The organism is Bernardetia sp. MNP-M8 (genome assembly GCF_037126285.1).
In the GTDB taxonomy this organism is placed as follows: Bacteria; Bacteroidota; Bacteroidia; order Cytophagales; family Bernardetiaceae; genus Bernardetia.
The window spans coordinates 5,129,513-5,148,270 of the sequence record NZ_CP147012.1; the positions used below are offsets into that span (position 1 = coordinate 5,129,513).

Sequence of the window (18,758 nt, forward strand, 5' to 3'; positions counted from 1 at the left end):
ACAGGGTTTTAACCCTGTTGAGCAATTTTGCCTTTGTTGGTGTTTTAGCGCAGCGACACCAACAAAAACTACCACAAATCAAATAAAACACTTATGCTTTCTCAACTCATTTCTTTCGAATTTTCTTATCAAAGAAAACAATATTTTTTCTTTCTTGGAGCTTTTCTTTTCTTACTTTTCGGATTATTTTTAGTCAAACAAACGTACGATATTGATTATAACTCTTCTTACAAAATCAGTTATCAAACTTCTTTAGTTAGTTTGGGAAGTGTTTTTATGATTATGTTTTTTGTGATTAGTGGAGTTTTGAGAGAGAGAAATTACGAAACTGAAAGTCTTATTTTTACTACAAAATTATCCAAAACTTCTTTTTTTGTGAGCCGTTTTTTAGGTGTTTTTGTATTTAGTCTGTTGGCTTTTAGTTTTCTGTTTTTGGGTTTGATACTTGGACTTTTTATACATGATTTGGATGCTGCACGAATTGCAGAATTCAACATTTTGATGTATTTGTGGAGTTGGCTTATTTTTGCGCTGCCAAACGTATTTATTTGTTCTTCTATTATTTTTTCGGTGGCACTTTTAAGTAAAAATAGTTTGGCTGTGTATAGTAGTGCCGTTTTTATTTATGCGTTTTACTTTCTGTGTTCTATATTTTTTGAGTCGCCTTTGATGGCTTCTTCGGCTTCTACTTCGGCTGAAAACCTGCAACTTGCTGCCATTTTAGACCCTTTCGGGATTTCTGCTTTTTTTGAACAAACTACTTACTGGACAAATCAAGAAAAAAACACTTTATGGATTTCTTTTACAGATAATTTATTGATAAATAGACTTCTATGGATAGCAATAGGCATTTTTATTTTAGGTTTCGCCTATAAAGTATTTTCTTTTCGAAGTAGCAACACAAGCCTAAAAAAACAAAAAAATAGTACAGAAAAAGAAATTCCTCATTTTATTTCTGCATCTACTTTTGAGTCTATTGAACCCAATTGCAAAACTTTCAAAACACATTGGAATAGTTATTTAATTCAAACCAAAATTAATCTACAACTCATTTTTAAAAGTCTTCCCTTTGTGGCTGTGCTTTTAGTTTTTATGATAATTGTTCTGATAGAAAGCTATACAAGAACTACAAATGGAGGTGCATATAATGAAAGTTTGTTTCCTGTTACATTTATTTTGATAGATTTTTTTAAAGATATTTTGAAGCCATTAGCTCTGTTTTTAATTGTTTTTTATAGTGGAGAAATTGTTTGGAAGGAACGAGAATTGAAATTTAATGGAATTTTGGAAGCTCTCCCAGTCAAAAATACAATTTTGTTTTTCTCAAAATTAACGGTACTGATTGCCTTACCTTTTATTCTGATTTTGGTAGGAATACTTTTATCTATTGGATTACAGATTTCGAAAAGTTACTTCAATTTTGAATTTGATTTATATGTCTCTGTGTTCTATTATGAAGGTGTAAGGATGATTTTTTACAGCATTTTGGCTCTATTTATTCAAAGTCTTATAAAAAATAAATATTTGGGAATGCTGCTTTTAGGTTGTTTTATTCTGCTTTTTGGAACTTCTCTTTCTTTTGGAATTGGCATTGAACATCCTTTGCTGCGTTTTGGAAATTTGCCTACTATCAATTATTCAGATATGAATGGATATAATGTGGGAGGTTTTCATTATTTGGCTTTTCATTGGACTTTAATCGGACTTTTTTTAGCTATTCTGACTTTCAAAATTTGGAAACGAGGAGAAAAAAACATTTCAATTTCTGAATTATTGAGAGTCAAAAAATCAAATTTTATTTTAGGAATTGCTTTTATTTTGCCTTTATGTTCAGCACTATTTATATTCTATCAAACCAATATTGAAACTGAATATTTGACTCAAAATGAGCAATTAGACAGACAAGAAACTTATGAAAGGAAGTATAAATCGTATGAAAACAATGAAAAATTAGTTCCTGTTTCTATTGCTATTGAGATGGATATTTTTCCAAATCAGCAAAAATACAAAACTGTTGGAAAGTACATTTTGAAAAATAAAAGCAATAAAAAAATCTATACATTATTTATTACAGAAAAAGAGAAATTATCAAATATAGTTCTTCAAGATGCAAAACTTATAGAACAAGATTCTAGTTTGGGAATACTAATTTTTGAGTTTGAAAAACCTATTTTGCCCAATCAAGAAGTTACTTTTTCGTATCAAATAAACAAAGAAGTAAAAGAATTTGAAAACTCAAAAAGTATTCTAAAAAATGGCTCTTATATTGGTTTGAGAGATTTTTCTCCTATTTTGAGTTATGCAAAAAGTTGGGAAATTACCAATTCACATGAAAGAGAATTGCGAAATTTACCCAAAAGAATAGAAGAAAAAGTTAATGATGATGACCTAAATAATGAGGATTATAATGGAATTGGAAGAATTAATTTTGAAGCGATTGTTTCTACTTCTTCTGACCAAATTGCAATTACCTCAGGAAATTTGATTAAAAAATGGACTAAAAATCAAAGAAACTATTACCATTACAAAACACCTATTTTGATTTCGCCTGCTGTTTCTTTTTTCTCTGCAAATTATGCTGTTCAGAGAGAAAAATATAACGGAATTGTGATTGAACATTATTATCATCCTTCACATAACTTTAACAATCCACAAATTATAGAAAGCATCAAAACAACACTAGATTATTGTACTAAAAACTATGGAAAATATCCTTTTAAAGAATTACGTATTGCTGAAATCCCTGCTTATTGGAGTTTTGGAGGCTTTGCACATGCAGGAATGATTTCGATGGTAGAAGATAGATTGTACTTGATTGATAGAAGAAATGCCAATGATTTTGACTTATTAACCAAAAGAACCATTCATGAAGTGGCACATCAATGGTGGGGACACGCTTTATCGCCTAAAAATATTGAAGGTTCAAGTTTGATTGTTGAAGGATTTGCAAAGTATAATGAAGCTATGATTATGGAAAAAATGATTGGTAAAAAACAACTTTTTCAGCTCGGCAAAACGGCAAACAAACAATATTTTAAAGGAAAAACCTATACCAATGAAACCGAACCAGCTTTGTATTTGGCACGAGGAGAAAGTTATTTATCGTATGGAAAAAGTTATGCTTCGATGCTTGCATTAAAGGAGCTGATAGGAGAAGAAAAAGTAAATAAAGTTTTGAAAAATCTAGTAGAAAAACATCAAAATAAAAGCGAGTTTTCAGGAACTTCTTTAGATTTTTTGGAAGAAGTTTATAAAATCACACCTCAAAAACATCATTCTTTGATAAATGAGTGGTTTAAAAAGCGAATTATTTATGATTTAAAAATTGAAAATGTAAGCTCAAAAAAACTCACTAACGATTCACGAGGAAACTACGAAATTACGCTACAAGTAAAAGCAAAACGTTTTGAAACTCTAGAAAATAAAGATGATACAAACGAAAAAATAGTTTCTATTTCTATTGATGAACCTATTACGGTTGGACTTTTTTCTGTTTTGCCTTCTCAAATTGATAAAGAAAAAGAAAGTGAGCAAATCATTTATTTAGATTCTAAAACTATCAATCAAGAAGTAAATACATTTACTTTCTATGTCAATGAACTGCCTATTTATGCTAGTATTGACCCATTTTTTACACGTTTAGATAAAAATTTGGAAGATAATCTTATGGAAATTGGAGAGTGAAGGTTTTTTATTGATTCTACATCAAACACAAAATAAAGTAGAGTGATAGATAAAATACACTTTTTTCGCTAAAAAAATCCATAATTTTTAATTTTTAATTCGTAATTACTTATGAAAGTATTGGTATTTTACGAATAGAAAGTTTAAATTTGCATATTCAGTAAAAAATATATAGTTTTATTAAAAAAATAGAATTGCAATAAAATGCAATTCACAAAACTATTTTTTTATCTGTGAGTTAAGAGCAGTAGTGAGTTTAAATTTATAAATACATTATTTTTTAGATAAATTAAGTATGACGTAGATTTATCATTATTCAAAAACTCATTTTTTATATTCAAATTCTTCATTAAATAAGGAGGTATACAATCGCAAAAACATATAGAAGAGGTGGCAGACGACCTATCAGAAGAGAGGAAGATCCTCATCGTATAAATCGTCGTATCAGAGCAAAAGAAATTCGTATCGTAGGCGACGATGTGGAAAATGGAATTTATTCTACTGCTGATGCTTTAGAAATCGCTCAAAAACTGGGGCTTGATTTAGTAGAAATCGCTCCCAACGGTACACCACCTGTTTGTAAGATTATCGATTATTCGAAATTCAAATACGAACAGAAAAAGAAACAAAAAGAACTAAAAGCCAATGCTCATAAAGTAGTGGTGAAAGAAATTCGTTTTGGTCCTAATACCAACGAACACGATTTAGACTTCAAAACAAAACATGCTCAAAAGTTTCTTGAAGAAGGAAACAAAGTAAAAGCGTATGTTCAATTTGCAGGACGAACAATTGTCTTTAAAGATAGAGGAAGAGAAATTTTAGACCGTTTTGCAGAATCATTAGAAGAATATGGTAAACCAGAAGGATATCCAAAAATGGAAGGTAAGCGTATGATTATTATGTTTACGCCCAAAAATGTCCCTAAGCCTAAGAAAAAGGCAACAGATTCTTCTAAAAGTGAAAAACCAAAATCTAGCACTCCTTCTGTAAAAAGTAAGGACACAGAAACAAAAGATTCAGATAATAATAGTTCTGAAAATAAAGATTCTAAAAAAGAAGACAAAGCTTCTGTAAAAAAAGCTCCTATATCTAAAAAACCTTCTACCAAAAAAGATACGAATGAGGAAGAAGAGTAAATAGGAACTCATGTAATTTTTTCGAAATAAAAAAGTAGCTAAATTATTTTTTAGCTACTTTTTTTATTGCTATTATGTTTTGTCCTAACATAGAATTATGTAACCAATTTAGGGCAAATTTGTAGTGATGAGTATCAAATTCTTTTAACTAAAAATCGTATTTATTGTAGTATAACAGAATGCTATGAATAAGAACCCATAAAAAAGAAAAATCAGACAATCTAAAGACTGTCTGACTTATATTTAATTTATCTAAAAACCTGCAACATTATTGCAGAACTAGACAAGAAGTTTTTTCTAGACTAATTTTTCCAAAATTCTACTCATCGAACATTCATGAAGTAATTTTGCCTTTAGTTCTGAAATTGGAATACGAATTTGTTCCATTGTATCACGATAACGAAGTGTAACTGTATTGTCTTCCAAGGTATCATGGTCGACAGTAACACAAAATGGAGTTCCGACAACATCCTGACGAGCATAACGCTTTCCGATAGAAGCACTTTCTTCATAGAAAGTTTCTAAATCTAATTTCAAATCATTTACAATTTCCATTGCTTTTTCTGGCAAACCGTCTTTCTTAGTAAGAGGAAAAACAGCTACTTTTGTTGGCGCAAGTGGAGCAGGGAAAGAAAGAACAATACGTTTTTCTACATTTCCTTTATCGTTTGTAGATTCAATTTCTTGATATGCATTACTCATCACAGACAAAAACAGACGATCAAGACCAATAGACGTTTCGATAACATAAGGAATATAATTTTCCTTTGCTTGTGCATCATGAAAACGCAATTTTTTCTTAGAAAACTCTTCGTGTTGCTTTAAATCAAAGTCTGTACGAGAATGAATACCTTCCATTTCTTTCCAACCAATTGGATAATTGAATTCTATATCTTCAGCTGCATCAGCATAATGAGCAAGTTTGTCGTGAACATGAAAACGAAGTTTGTCGGCAGGCGTTCCGATAGCTAAATGCCATTTATGACGGTTTTCTTTCCATTTTTCAAACCATTCTTTTTGTGTCCCTGGTTTAATAAAAAATTGCATTTCCATTTGTGTAAACTCACGCATACGCATGATAAACTGACGAGCTACAATTTCATTTCTAAATGCTTTTCCAACTTGTGCAATGCCAAATGGAGGCTGCAAACGGCTTGTTTTCTGAACATTTAAATAATTTACAAAAATACCTTGTGCTGTTTCTGGACGCAAATAAACTTCACTTGCTTCATTATCCACAGAGCCAATTTTGGTAGAAAACATCAAATTAAACTGACGTACTTCTGTCCAGTTTGCAGTTCCTGAAATCTCACAAACAATATTTTCTTCAATAATCAAATTACGAACCCCTTCTAAATCTTCTTTCTTCAAAAGGTCATTCATTTTGTCTACTAAAGCAGTTGCTTTTTCTTTATCGCCTTCTTTTTCGTATTGTTCTGCTCTGTTTTCAATAATTTGGTCAGCACGATAACGCTTTTGAGAATCTTTGTTATCAATCATTGGGTCATTAAAACCTTCAATGTGTCCAGATGCTTGCCACGTCGTTGGGTGCATAAAAATAGCTGCATCAATCCCAACAATATTATCATTCAAACGTGTCATTGCCAACCACCAAGCCTGTTGAAGATTGTTGCGAAGCGCAGAACCATTTTGTCCGTAATCATAAACGGCTTGTAAACCATCATAGATTTCAGACGATTGAAATACAAAACCGTATTCTTTACAATGTGAAATTATTTTTTGAAAAACCTCATTTTCAGGGCTTCCTTTTTGTTTTTTATTTTTTTTTGCTGTGCTTTCCATGAAAGTCTTTTTAATATATGATTTGATAATTTTTTCGATAGAATAGGCAAAGATAAGAATTCTATATGAAATGATTTTGGTAAAAGACATTAGTTCTTAAAACATGTCAAAAATATAAGAAAATAAAATTTTTAGTTTTCTTTTTATAATTTTACCTTTCACAAAACAACTCTATTTCAAGAATAGCTATATTCAAACTTTTACAACCAAAAAAACTCAAATTTTATTATAATGAAATATTTCTTTCTATTCCTTTTATCTAGTATTATTCTATTTTCTTGTCAAAACAAATCTGAAAACTCTACCAACTCCACAACTAAGCAAAAAGTAGATTTGATTGTCTACAATGCTCAAGTTTATACAGTGGATCAAACAACTCCAAAAGCTCAAGCATTTGCTGTAAAAGATGGAAAATTTATTGAAGTAGGAACAAATGAAGAAATTCAAAATAAATTTGAATCAACAGAAAAAGTAGATGCACAAGGCAAAACTATTTTACCTGGTTTAATCGATGCACATTGTCATTTTTATAATTTAGGAATGAAACTACAACAAGTAGATTTAGTAGGAACAACAAGCTATCAAGAGGTTTTGGATAGAATTGTTGCTTTTCAAAAAGAAAAAAATGCTCCTTTTATTGTTGGTAGAGGTTGGGATCAAAATGATTGGGAAGAAAAAGAATTTCCTACTAATAAAGAACTAACAGAGCTTTTTCCAGATACTCCTGTGGCTATCACACGTATAGATGGACACGCCATGATTGCAAATCAAAAGGCACTTGAACTCGCAAAAATCACTCCTTCAACAAAAGTAGAAGGAGGAGAAATCATTCAAAAAAATGGTAAACTTACTGGTATTTTGGTAGATAATCCTATGGAACTAGTAAGAGAAATAATTCCACAACCTAGCCGTCAATCACAAATAGAAGCTCTTTTGGAAGCTCAAAAAATCAATTTTAGTTATGGATTGACAACATTAGATGATGCAGGACTTTCTCCAGATATTATTTCTCTTATTGATAGTCTTCAAAAGACAAACCAACTTCAAATGAGAATGTATATCATGGTAAGTAACCGTCCTGAATATGTAGAAGAGTACCTCAAAAAAGGAACTTATAAAACCGAAAAACTCAATGTTTCTTCATTCAAAGTCTATGCAGATGGTGCTTTGGGTTCAAGAGGAGCAGCTTTAAAAGAACCTTATTCAGACAAAGAAAATCATCATGGAGCAATGCTTATTGGTTATGAAAACTTACAAACACTTGCAAAAAAACTGGCTAATTCTGATTTTCAGATGAATACACATGCTATCGGAGATTCTGCAAATGCTGTGATTATTCGCACTTATTATGATGCTTTGAAAGGACAAAAAGACCGTAGATGGAGAATAGAACACGCACAAGTAGTTGCTTCAAAAGAGTTTGAAATGTTAGACGATAACTTAATGATGAGTGTGCAGCCTACTCACGCCACAAGTGATATGTATTGGGCAGAAGACCGTTTGGGAGAAGAGCGCATGAAAGGAGCTTATGCTTACAAGCAACTTCTTGAAAAAACAGGAAAAGTAGCTTTAGGAACGGATTATCCCGTCGAACAAGTGAATCCATTTCATACATTTTATGCAGCAGTAGCACGTAAAGACTTAAAAAATTATCCTAATGGAGGTTTTCAAAAGCAAAATGCACTCACAAGAGAAGAAACGCTCAAAGGAATGACAATTTGGGCAGCATATAGCAATTTTGAAGAAAACGAAAAAGGAAGCATTTCGGCAGGAAAATATGCTGATTTTGTTATCTTAGACCAAGATATTATGACTGTAGAAGAAGACGCAATTCCGAATACAAAGGCAGCTTCTACCTATCTGGGTGGCTTGAAGGTTTATGGAGAGTAGATGCTAAAACTTATACTACTAGATATAAGTTAGACCATTAAAAAAAGGACATAAGTAATTAATTTAGAGATACAAACCTAGAAAAATCTATTTCGTTATCTGTCCTTTTTTAAAGGAATTTATACTTTTAGGTAATAGAGAATACAAGTACAAAGTATAGTTTAACTATTGAAGTGAATAGTTTAAAAACACACAAATATTTTTTTTAAATTAGAATAATTTTGAAACTTGTATCGTATTTTTGCGTTAGTTATTGTAACTTTCATTTCAATTTGAAAGTTTTGAAACTAAGATTATTACTTGCTCTTTTTAATCAAGAGCAATATACATATAAAATATAACCAGTCGTGAAAAATCATTTAGCTATTTCCAAAATACTTTCTATTACAGATACAACTACATTTTTTGATACCAATAAAGAGAATGATGGAGAAATTAAATTAAATTCTTTTCAATTTATCAAAAAAATGTGGTGTGCTGCCATTGCTCAAAATTTAGCTGTTTCATTATGGAGAGAACCAAATACTGATAATTTGCATTTGGTTATAGATTTATCTCAAAAAACAAGGTTAGTGGAAGCCGATTTAGAAGATTTAGGAACAGGTTTTTTGATGCATAAATTTGAAAAGGAATTTGATACTCATAAAGGAAAAAACAATTCAAAGGCTTATTTTTTAGAAGCACATCTCTATTTTGATTCTTCAAATGATTTTATTGTAGAAAATATCCCTTCTAAAGACAAAAAGAAATTTGAAAAATTAAATCAAACTAAAAAAGATTTTTTTCAGAAATTAAAGCAATTACAAAACAAAAAAGATTGTAAAACGCCTTATTTTTATCCACAAAGTATTCCAGCAGCAACTACAAAAGAAATATATGAAAAAGCTGTCGATAAAGCGATAAAAGCAATGCAAAATGATGAGTTTCAAAAAGTAGTTATTTCACGCAATAAATTTATTGATTTAGATAAAAATGGAGAAAATACGTTTGATGCTTTGGAAGCCTATCATAAATTAGAGCAGACTTACAAAACTGCTTTTGTGTCTTTGGTTTCGATTCCTCTTATCGGTACATGGATGTGTGCAACGCCTGAGCTTTTGGTCAGTCAAGATAAAAATGGAATTTTTAGAACCATGGCATTGGCAGGAACACAGTCAGGAAAAGAAGTAAAAGAACTCAAAAATGCACTTTGGAGACAAAAAGAAATTGAAGAACAGGCTTTAGTCAGTCGTTATATTATAAACTGTTTTAAGAAAATTCGTTTGAGAGAATACGAAGAAATAGGACCTAAAACGGTAAGAGCTGGAAATATTTTGCATTTAAGAACTGAATTTTTAGTCGATACAAAACAAGAGCGTTTCCCACAACTGGCAACGGTTATGTTAGAACTTTTACATCCAACTTCGGCAGTTTGTGGAATGCCAAAAGAAATAACAACACAGTTTATTTTGGAAAATGAAGGCTATGATAGAGGTTTTTATGCAGGGTATTTAGGTGGAATTAATTTCAAAAATGGAAGTAGTCTTTATGTTCATCTTCGCTGTATGCAACTTTTAGAAAATCAAGCTATTTTGTATGCAGGAGGTGGAATTACGGCAGATTCGGATACTGACAAAGAATGGCTAGAAACCGAGATGAAATGTCAAACGATAGAAAGTGTGGTTTTTGAGTAATTTAGTTTACTTCTGTGTCTGTAAAAGTTTTTTTAATGTGTAACCTTCTAGCATTTTATTTAAACAAAAAAACTTAATAGTAGTTATTATAACAGTATTAAACTATAAATATGTTAAATACTCATTTTTTAAACTCAATGTTCAGTCACATTTTTTAAACTCTCAATTTTTATGATTTCGATTAACTCATTATCAACAAACAAAAAAGAATCCCTAGAAAAGTTTGCCAAGTCAGGCTACTTTATGAAAGGAGTTGTTTATCTCCTGATTGGTGTACTTGCTACAATGACAGCCTTTGGTTTGGGAGGACAAGTAAGTGGTAAAACTGGTATTTTTCAATTTATTTTACAACAACCTTTCGGACGTATTTTATTAGGTATTGTTGCTGTTGGTCTTTTTGGTTATACAGCATGGAGATGGACACAGGCTTTTATCAATCCCGAGAATGATCAAAATGACACACAAAATAAATTTCGTCGTATAGGATTTTTTATTAGTGGTCTTTCTTATGGTACATTTGCTACTTTTGCAGCAAAAATGGCAATTAAAGGTGGAAGTTCTTCATCAGGTGGTGGTGGACGTACTACAGCTATCGCCAAAATTCTTGAAGTTCCTGCTGGTGAAGTGATTATTGGTATTTTAGCTCTTTTTATTATTGGAAAAGGAGTCTATGATATTTGGAAAGGATTTTCAAATAAACACATGAAAAAAGTAAGTGATTTAGGATTCAAAACAAAAGAAGCAGTCAGAAAAGCTGGGCAAGTAGGTTATATTTCAAGAGGAATTGTTTTATTAGTTGCTGGTTATATTACAGCACGTGCTGCTATTGAATCTAATGCGAGTAAAGCAGGTGGAACAGAAGGAGCATTCGAATTTATGTTTTCTTCCACTAGTGCTTGGCTAGTTGGGTTAGTAGCTCTTGGCTTGGCTCTCTATGGTCTTTTTATGATGATTAAAGCTAAAGAATTTTATATTCAGTAATAACTAAAAAATTTAATTTTACATAAAAACCTCAAATTATTCTAACATAATTTGAGGTTTTTTGTGTTTACTCAACTATAAAATTAGCTTTACCAATTTTAGAATCTGTCTTTTCAACTAGTTTCTATAAATCGTATTCTATTTTAACATTTACAATTCCATCACGAATAAAGTCTAATTCTCTTGCTCCTCTGCTAGTTACATCAATAATTCTACCTGTTACAAAAGGACCTCTATCATTTATTTTGACTCTTATTTTTTTTCCATTTTTCAAATTTGTGACAGTTACCATTGTACCAAAAGGAAGTGTTTTGTGTGCTGCTGTCAATAAATTTTGTCTAAATGTTTCGCCACTTGCAGTGGGTCTTCCTTCATATTTGTCAGCATAATAAGATGCAATTCCTTCTTCTGTATACTCTCCTCCATTTGTAGAATCATCTTCTACAGGTGCAAATAATTCGTCACAAGAGGAAAGCGAAAAAATTAGAAACATAGAAATAGAAAAGAAGAGAACGTTTGCTTTGACTTTCAAAATATTTTTAAATTTTATCGTAGGATTCATATTGTATAATATTGTTAGTGAATAAGTTAGGTTTTACAAAACCAGTAAAGAGTAAAAAATAGTATTTATTTTATATCTTTTATAGTAGATTTTACAAAAGCCTTACCAAAAACAATCCTATTGGGTTTTCTTATAAAAAAAGAAAAGTGCCCTTGTTAGTGTTTTAGTGATAGCGACACCAACAACCACAACTTGACCACAGAGGTTTAAGATATAAAAATGGAACTAAATAGTTTTTATAAGAAAACCCTGAACAATCTTATTAACAAGTTGAATATAATTTTTATTTGATTTAAGTAATTGGGTAAAATAAAACATATCTAAAAAAGATTTAGAAAATGAAAATTTACAACTCTCAAAACTCCTTTCAGATGGCAAATAGATTTGCCTAATCTAATAAATAATTTTGCTCAGTCACTTATTCAAAAAACTAACTTATATTTGATTAAAAATTAGAATATCATTTTACAATTATTTTTTCAAATAAATTTTAGAAAGATTAGTATTTTGATTAATTTGAATGGATAAAAATTTGATTCTATTTCCATTGTAACTATTTTAAAGTATAAAAAAATACCAATTTTGACTATGACCAACAATAAAAAAATAACTATAAATAATTCACTTTTTTTGAAAGCTAATTTCATTTTACTTTTACTTATCGGAATATGCTTTTCTAGCTCAGCACAGATACAAGTCATTGATCACACCGAAATTACAACAAAGTCAGAAGAAGGATCTGATTTTTCAGATTACACGGCTGTGCCTTTAGGAGAAAATGGTTTATTAGTTTCCCTAACTCACTACATAAAAGGACAAAAAGAAATTTTAATAGCTAAATATGATACTACTTTTCAAAATATTTGGGAACAAAAACATGTGGTAAAAGGAGAAGATAAAATTGTTCATTATGTTGTTGCAGATAGTTTTATTTATTATTTGGTAGATAAACAACGTTATGATTATGAAATATTAAAAATAAACTTGCATAGTGGGATAATGAAAATTATTACTTATGAGAAAATATTAAAAGCTACTTATACAGAAATATGTGCAGCAGGAAATATAATTCTTTTGGGAGGAGAAGCAGAGAATAATCCAGTAGTTTTACATCTAAATATTAAAACAGGCAGACAGCAAATTTTACCTTCTTTAGTTCAGAAAAGCACTTACTTGGCAAATCTAAGTATAGATATTGAAAATGATGTAATTTTGGCTATTGTGGCAGGTAAATATAGTTCATATAAATATTCATTCTTTTATTTCTACAGCCTAGATGCCCAATTACGTTATAATGTAACTATTCCAGATAATAAAGAATATGATTTACAAACTTTTCGTCCTTTGATTACAGCAACAGATGAAATAATAGTATTTGGAACATACTCTTCTCCAAAATGGAAACGCTCACAAGGAATTTATAGTTTGAAGATAAAGAATAAAAAAGAAGACGGTTTTAGATTTTATGATTTTTCTTATTTGAATAATTTTTTTAATAATTTGAATGAGAAAAAGCGTGAAAAAATGGCTACTAAAGTTAAAAGAGCAAGAAAAAAAGACTCTCCTGTACGCTACTCAAATGATTACTTCGTAAGTCCATTACGAATAGAAAAAGATCGAATTTATTTATCATTGGAAGGATATAATCCCGTTTATCAAAACGGAAACAATGTAGCTAACAATATGATAGGAAATCCTTATTTTGGTTCTGGAAACTCTCGGGTTTATAATAACAGAGGAGGGAGCAGAAGTATGTGGCAAAATGGAGGAAATCCAAATCCAAATATGACAGTGAGCTATAAATATGAACAAGGAATCGTTTGTAGTTTTGATAAAGAAGGAAAACTACTTTGGGATAACCAATTTGACTTTGATGAGTTTGAATCACAAAAAATATTTCCTTTTTTCTCTTATAGCGTCAGAAATGATACATTAGCACTTTTTAGACTAGATGAAGAAGAATTATTTTACAAACAAACTGTAAAAAGTAAAGAGCAAGAATTAATCTCTGAATATGAAGTTCCAAGAAGAGATAGTTTGGATAATATAGTCAATCGTTCTGATGAAATTTTGATGCACTGGTACGATGACAATTATTTGGTCTCAGGTTATCAAATTGTCAGAAATCAACTTTCTAGTCCTGCTCGTAGAAAGGTATTTTATTTTACTCGTTTGCGTTATCCTTTTTCGGCTGTTGAGGTCGATAAAGAGGAAGAGAAAGAAGAGAAAAAATAGCCAAGTAATTAACAAAAAAATAACGCTATAAATTTTCTTCATAGCGTTATTTTCTTGATTGCACTAGTGCTACGGAATTATTTTTGTGATAACTTCACAAAGTTTACAGGAGGTAATAGAATAGGACTTATTCCTGCTTTCATTGAAACAGAAGCCAAATTTTCTCTTATAAAAGGGAATAATATAGCTGGTGCATTAATTTTACCAAATGTTTCAGTAGATAAATCAGAGTTATTAGGACATTTGAATACGCCTACCATTTTTATAAATGCTTGTATTTCCTTATTATCCTCTATACCAGAAGAGTAAGTCAAAGATACTTCAACAAAAAGAATACTATCTTTTAATTGATTTTCTATTCCTATATCTATATTACTTTTAAATTCTTCGTCTGTATAACTAATTTCAACATCTCTTTTAAAGTTACTTTCTAAAAGAATTATGTTTAGCAGTTCAAAAGAATTCTGCGAAGATGTAGTAGGTTTCATACATTATTTGGTTTATGCAGCAAGAACAAAATCCTCATCTGAGCTAGAATTGGATACAGATTTATCTTTTAATGGAACAGATAATAAATACTGTTCACGATATTTACTAAAATTATCTTTAATTGAAGAATTTATTTTTTGTGGAAATTTGGGTGTATAATTCCGTGTAATTCGCTGTAAAGGAAAAGCAAAATTTTCAGCTTTTACATTCAACTTTTTTGCTAATTCAAATGATTTACCTTTTTTAGAATATGTTAAATTTTCAATTTCATATAAAGCTCCTTCATTTAAAAAAGCCATGTTTTCATTAGAAAACAAACTTATAAATTTTGTAAGAAGTTGTAAAGTAAATTTATCTATAAAGTCATCAAAGGTATTATCTTGAGATGACTTTATTTCTATAAAATGACTTCCCTCTAAATCATTTTCATATTTAACAAAAATGTAAGGTAGCTTTTCTACTAAATTATTTAGCTTATTTATTATAAAATCTTGAGATTCAAGTGTATTCATTATGATGATTTGTTTTTAATATAATTCTGTAAAATCTCCAAAATATTTTTTGAATAGGTCTGAGACTGCTTAGCCTCACATAAAGTTATTTTTTTTCTCTTATAGTCTGCCAAAACTCTCCATTTTTTTAATTGTGTAGCATTACTACTAAAATCTATAGCTATTTTTCCACCTTCAAAGGGAAGAAGTTTTATAACAAAGAAGTTGATTACCCATGCATGAAAACCTCCTCCCAATTCTTTAGATACTTGTTTTTGCTTTATGTTTATGTCTTCTTCACTCATTTCATAATAATCATATAAAATATGTGTCATAAATTGTACACAAGCGTAATAAGAACAGTGAATAGAGGTAGCATAACACTCCTTCTCTATTGAGAAACGTGCCATTGTTAAATTTTGTTCAGACTTACTTTCAATTTCTGACATCTTTATTTTATCAAGATTACCTTAAAATTAATGAACAACAAATAATTGCATAGCCATAAATACAGCAGCTCCAGCAACGTATCCAATAAGTGAAAGCCAAGCAATTTTTCTAAGATACCACATAAAGTTAATATGCTCCATTCCCATGGCAGCTACACCAGCAGCAGAACCGATAATAAGTGTACTTCCACCTGTTCCTGCACAGTAAGCAATAAACTCCCAAAACACATGGTCTGGAGGATATACACTCAAATCATACATACCCATAGAGGCAGCTACTAATGGTACATTATCCACAATCGCAGACATAAGTCCTAAAAGAAGACCGATAATATAAACGCCTCCCTCTCCTGTGAAAGTCGCATCTAAAAAGACAGCTAGTTTATTAAGTGTTCCCATAGACTGCAAACAACCTACGGCAAGTAAAATACCAAAGAAGAATAGTACACTAGGAACATCTACACGCTCTAAAATAGCTACAACAGAAAGTTTACCATGCGCTCCATCTTCTGCTTTTTTGCGATTATGAAGTATTTCAGTAACCAGCCATACAATTCCTAAACTAAATGACATTCCCATAAAAGGAGGTAAATGTGTAATTGTTTTGAAAATAGGAACAAATAAAAGTCCTGCAAGACCAATTCCGAATACTAGGTTTCTATCAGCCTCTCTTACTTGAATAGGAGCATGTCCACCATGTCCTCCAGAGTCTAAAGTGCCTTTTTTGTCTGGTTTCAAATCTCCCTTTAACATGAAAGTAATAACTGTAAGAGGAGCAAGTAAACATACAATACTAGGCAACATCAATTTTGTAATAATATTTACTGTTGTTACTTGTCCACCAATCCAAAGCATAGTAGTTGTAACATCACCAATAGGCGACCACGCACCACCAGCATTGGCAGCAATAACTACCATACTTACATATATCAAACGATCATTTTTGTCTGTAACCAATTTGCGAAGCATCGAAACCATTACAATAGTTGTTGCAAGATTGTCTAATGCTGCTGATAAGAAAAATGTTACCCAACTAATAATCCAAATAAGTTTTCTTTTATCTTGTGTGGTTATTCTTTTTGTAATTACTTCAAAGCCTTGATGAGCATCAATTACTTCAACAATCGTCATGGCACAAAGCAAAAAGAATAGAATCTGGGAGGTTTCGGCAAGATGTGTAAGAAGTCCTTGATCATGTCCATGAACAATTTTATGAATCATATCTTCATCGTGAGGTAGTATTCCTTCTGAAACGATATAGACTGTCCAACACAGAACAGCAATTAGAAGCGCAGGCGCAGCTTTATCAACTTTAATATTATGTTCAAGGGCAATAGCCATGTAGCCCAAAACAAAAATTATAATAACGACAATCTCGTAAGACATAGATTTAAAAGTGGTTAGAAAATAGCCAAAAAGGATATAGATTATAGAATTAAGACAGATTACTTTTCTATCTTATTCTAATTTGCAGTTTATATTTATAATTAAAATAATTGATTTAGATGCTGCTTCTCAAATCTTAAAAGCTAAAATTAATCTAAAATAAAATTCGAATAATAATAATGTATAAATAATTTGGTTCAGAAATGCCTACATAATAAAGCAGGCTTAATAAACCTAGTGCAAAGTTAAGTTTCTAAAGTTAGGAAACAAGAAAAAATATAAAAGAATAGACAAACTTAATTAGAATTTAAAGCAAACGAGTTGTTTCTACTTTAAAAATCTGTCTTATAGTTTTATTTCATTCTATCTCCAAACTGTTACTACTACTTTTCTATCTTTTTGTTCTCCAACTCCTCTAGCTGTGTCATCATTGCGAGCAAAAAATTCTCCGTGTGATTTGCGTAAAATTTTTTCGTATTTTATACCAAACATCTGCAAAGCATAACCCACCTGACTGATTCTATCTTTAGAGAGTTCTAAATTTACTTGTTCAGAACCTTTTGCATCTGTATAACCTTCTACTAAAGCAGCCTTCCAACGTCTAGCACCAATAAAGTTTCGTAATTTAGCTTCTTCTTCTGAACTTAATTGACTTTGGTTAGCATCAAAATACAACGTAATTTGAGATTTTCTATTTGGGTGATGATGTTGCAAATTTATTCCTTCTTTTCCTTTAGGCACGCCATAAAATACTCTAAAAGTACGCACCTCACCCTTTCTTAACGTTTTTGTATTCCATCTCAAAAGAATTGCACTGTCATCTGTATAGTTTCCCACTTTTTGCTGTTCAAGTTGCAAAACATTTGTTAGATATGCCCATTGCCCTACATAAGCCAAGTCTGGACCAATTACATTTTTATGTTTAGTGACTAACTGTGCCTGCAAGCCACCATTAAAAAATGCAAAATGTAAAGGCATGTTTGCACTTTCAAACTTTACATCCATTCCAATATGCGAACCATCAGCCGAAAGTTTACAAATATCATCAGCATCAATCATAGGGTCTAACAAAAGTGTAAACTCTATGTCTCTTGGAGCATCAGATTGATTTTCTATTTCGTATTCTATTTTATAATAATTTCCTTTAGATGTATTTTCTAAATCTTCTAAATCTGCATCAACAGGCACTAAAGTTTGGGTTATCAATAGATTATCATAGGTATAAATTACTTTTGAAGTAAACGTCATATCAGAATTTTCTTCCACTTCTGAAATAAGAACACCTTTTAATGCCTTCGTTTGAGAAAGCTCTGGGTTATTAGATGCATATTTTCCACTTGATTGTAAAACAAAATGGGAAGTAGAAAAAGAATAAGGATAACCAAATAAAATACTTTTATCGCCATAACCTATGGTAAAACGTCCGTCTATAAGTTGGTCATCTAACGGACGAGAAATCGACGAGAAAATACTTTTAGGTAAAAAACTAGTAGGAAGATAGCTAACTTTATTTTTTACAATATCCTTTGCATAAGGAATACCTTTCCAATTTTCATATAGAGTTGAAAAAGAGTGTTCAACTATCTTATTTATTGGGGAAAAGAAGGATGAAAACACCAAGATTAGACAAATTGAAGCTAAGACTACTGTTTTTTTATTGTTTTTATAAAATTCTTTTTTTTTAGTTCTTTTTTTGCTCAATGGGAAATTTAGTAGTATTTTTCTATTCATTTTGATAAAAATAGTTGTGTAAGGTAGGATATTTTTGTGGCTAATAATTATTTTTTATAATTATTATATTTAAGGTAAGCAAAAAACGTTCTTTTTTAGTTTTTTTAGATTTATGCCTCGTTCTATTCCAAATATATGCACGTCAGATTGTTATTTGCTTTTACAAAAATGTTTAAAAAAAGTGGCTTTACAAAAAAACAAGTTTAGATTTACCAATAATAAAATTTGATTTATCAAATTATCACTCT

At 30.5% G+C, this 18,758-nt stretch carries 13 protein-coding genes; 6 read left to right on the forward strand and 7 right to left on the reverse strand.

The genetic code is table 11. The features are described from left to right. Positions 1–93: 93 nt before the first annotated feature. The gene (locus tag V9L04_RS20745; protein ID WP_338791850.1) at positions 94–3,684 is read left to right on the forward strand and encodes a M1 family aminopeptidase; all 3,591 of its coding nucleotides are present in this window, start codon (positions 94–96) and stop codon (positions 3,682–3,684) included. Between the two features lie 404 nt (positions 3,685–4,088). Next, positions 4,089–4,820 (forward strand): translation initiation factor IF-3, encoded by a 732-nt coding sequence (infC, locus tag V9L04_RS20750; protein ID WP_338794218.1) that lies wholly within the window; start codon positions 4,089–4,091, stop codon positions 4,818–4,820. Positions 4,821–5,117: 297 nt separating this feature from the next. On the opposite strand, the gene V9L04_RS20755 is transcribed toward infC, so the two are convergent. After that, the gene (locus V9L04_RS20755; RefSeq protein WP_338794219.1) at positions 5,118–6,623 is read right to left on the reverse strand and encodes a glycine--tRNA ligase; all 1,506 of its coding nucleotides are present in this window, start codon (positions 6,621–6,623) and stop codon (positions 5,118–5,120) included. Between the two features lie 231 nt (positions 6,624–6,854). Here V9L04_RS20755 and V9L04_RS20760 point away from each other — a divergent pair, with 231 nt between their 5' ends. From V9L04_RS20760 to V9L04_RS20770, 3 genes are all read left to right on the forward strand, one after another. Next, complete coding sequence (locus V9L04_RS20760; RefSeq protein ID WP_338791851.1) at positions 6,855–8,513, forward strand: amidohydrolase; 1,659 nt, start codon at positions 6,855–6,857, stop codon at positions 8,511–8,513. 347 nt (positions 8,514–8,860) lie between these two features. Continuing rightward, on the forward strand, positions 8,861–10,186 hold the full coding sequence (locus tag V9L04_RS20765; RefSeq protein ID WP_338791852.1) for a chorismate-binding protein: 1,326 nt from the start codon (positions 8,861–8,863) through the stop codon (positions 10,184–10,186). 171 nt (positions 10,187–10,357) lie between these two features. Further along, complete coding sequence (locus V9L04_RS20770) at positions 10,358–11,167, forward strand: DUF1206 domain-containing protein (RefSeq protein WP_338791853.1); 810 nt, start codon at positions 10,358–10,360, stop codon at positions 11,165–11,167. Between the two features lie 124 nt (positions 11,168–11,291). Here the strand turns inward: V9L04_RS20770 and V9L04_RS20775 are convergent, their stop codons facing one another. Continuing rightward, positions 11,292–11,729, reverse strand: coding sequence for a septal ring lytic transglycosylase RlpA family protein (locus V9L04_RS20775; RefSeq protein WP_338791854.1), 438 nt, complete (start codon positions 11,727–11,729; stop codon positions 11,292–11,294). Positions 11,730–12,317: 588 nt separating this feature from the next. Between V9L04_RS20775 and V9L04_RS20780 the strand changes: the two genes are divergently transcribed. Beyond that, the gene (locus V9L04_RS20780) at positions 12,318–13,964 is read left to right on the forward strand and encodes a hypothetical protein (RefSeq protein ID WP_338791855.1); all 1,647 of its coding nucleotides are present in this window, start codon (positions 12,318–12,320) and stop codon (positions 13,962–13,964) included. 77 nt (positions 13,965–14,041) lie between these two features. Here the strand turns inward: V9L04_RS20780 and V9L04_RS20785 are convergent, their stop codons facing one another. From V9L04_RS20785 to V9L04_RS20805, 5 genes are all read right to left on the reverse strand, one after another. Beyond that, entirely contained in the window at positions 14,042–14,452 is a 411-nt protein-coding gene (locus tag V9L04_RS20785) for a protein-export chaperone SecB (RefSeq protein ID WP_338791856.1), read from the reverse strand. A 12-nt stretch (positions 14,453–14,464) separates the two neighbouring features. Further along, positions 14,465–14,965 carry a hypothetical protein gene (locus V9L04_RS20790; RefSeq protein WP_338791857.1) on the reverse strand — a complete coding sequence of 167 codons (501 nt, stop codon included), beginning with the start codon at positions 14,963–14,965 and terminating at the stop codon, positions 14,465–14,467. Continuing rightward, positions 14,965–15,354: a hypothetical protein gene (locus V9L04_RS20795; RefSeq protein ID WP_338791858.1), complete on the reverse strand. Its 390-nt coding sequence runs from the start codon at positions 15,352–15,354 to the stop codon at positions 14,965–14,967. The genes V9L04_RS20790 and V9L04_RS20795 overlap by 1 nt, the downstream gene beginning before the upstream one ends. A 66-nt stretch (positions 15,355–15,420) precedes the next feature. After that, a complete protein-coding gene (nhaD, locus tag V9L04_RS20800) occupies positions 15,421–16,779 on the reverse strand; it encodes a sodium:proton antiporter NhaD (RefSeq protein ID WP_338791859.1) in 1,359 nt (452 codons plus the stop codon). A 363-nt stretch (positions 16,780–17,142) separates the two neighbouring features. Continuing rightward, positions 17,143–18,396: an OmpA family protein gene (locus V9L04_RS20805; protein ID WP_338794220.1), complete on the reverse strand. Its 1,254-nt coding sequence runs from the start codon at positions 18,394–18,396 to the stop codon at positions 17,143–17,145. Between the last annotated feature and the right edge of the window lie 362 nt (positions 18,397–18,758).

What these genes read in the sequence shown, in the direction of transcription:
- V9L04_RS20775 (WP_338791854.1), bottom strand. Translation starts at nt 11,729, where the DNA reads ATGAATCCTACGATAAAATTTAAAAATATTTTGAAAGTCAAAGCAAAC.
- V9L04_RS20790 (WP_338791857.1), bottom strand. Translation starts at nt 14,965, where the DNA reads ATGAATACACTTGAATCTCAAGATTTTATAATAAATAAGCTAAATAAT.
- V9L04_RS20745 (WP_338791850.1), top strand. Translation starts at nt 94, where the DNA reads ATGCTTTCTCAACTCATTTCTTTCGAATTTTCTTATCAAAGAAAACAA.
- V9L04_RS20795 (WP_338791858.1), bottom strand. Translation starts at nt 15,354, where the DNA reads ATGGCACGTTTCTCAATAGAGAAGGAGTGTTATGCTACCTCTATTCAC.
- V9L04_RS20760 (WP_338791851.1), top strand. Translation starts at nt 6,855, where the DNA reads ATGAAATATTTCTTTCTATTCCTTTTATCTAGTATTATTCTATTTTCT.
- V9L04_RS20780 (WP_338791855.1), top strand. Translation starts at nt 12,318, where the DNA reads ATGACCAACAATAAAAAAATAACTATAAATAATTCACTTTTTTTGAAA.
- V9L04_RS20770 (WP_338791853.1), top strand. Translation starts at nt 10,358, where the DNA reads ATGATTTCGATTAACTCATTATCAACAAACAAAAAAGAATCCCTAGAA.
- V9L04_RS20755 (WP_338794219.1), bottom strand. Translation starts at nt 6,623, where the DNA reads ATGGAAAGCACAGCAAAAAAAAATAAAAAACAAAAAGGAAGCCCTGAA.
- V9L04_RS20785 (WP_338791856.1), bottom strand. Translation starts at nt 14,452, where the DNA reads ATGAAACCTACTACATCTTCGCAGAATTCTTTTGAACTGCTAAACATA.
- nhaD (WP_338791859.1), bottom strand. Translation starts at nt 16,779, where the DNA reads ATGTCTTACGAGATTGTCGTTATTATAATTTTTGTTTTGGGCTACATG.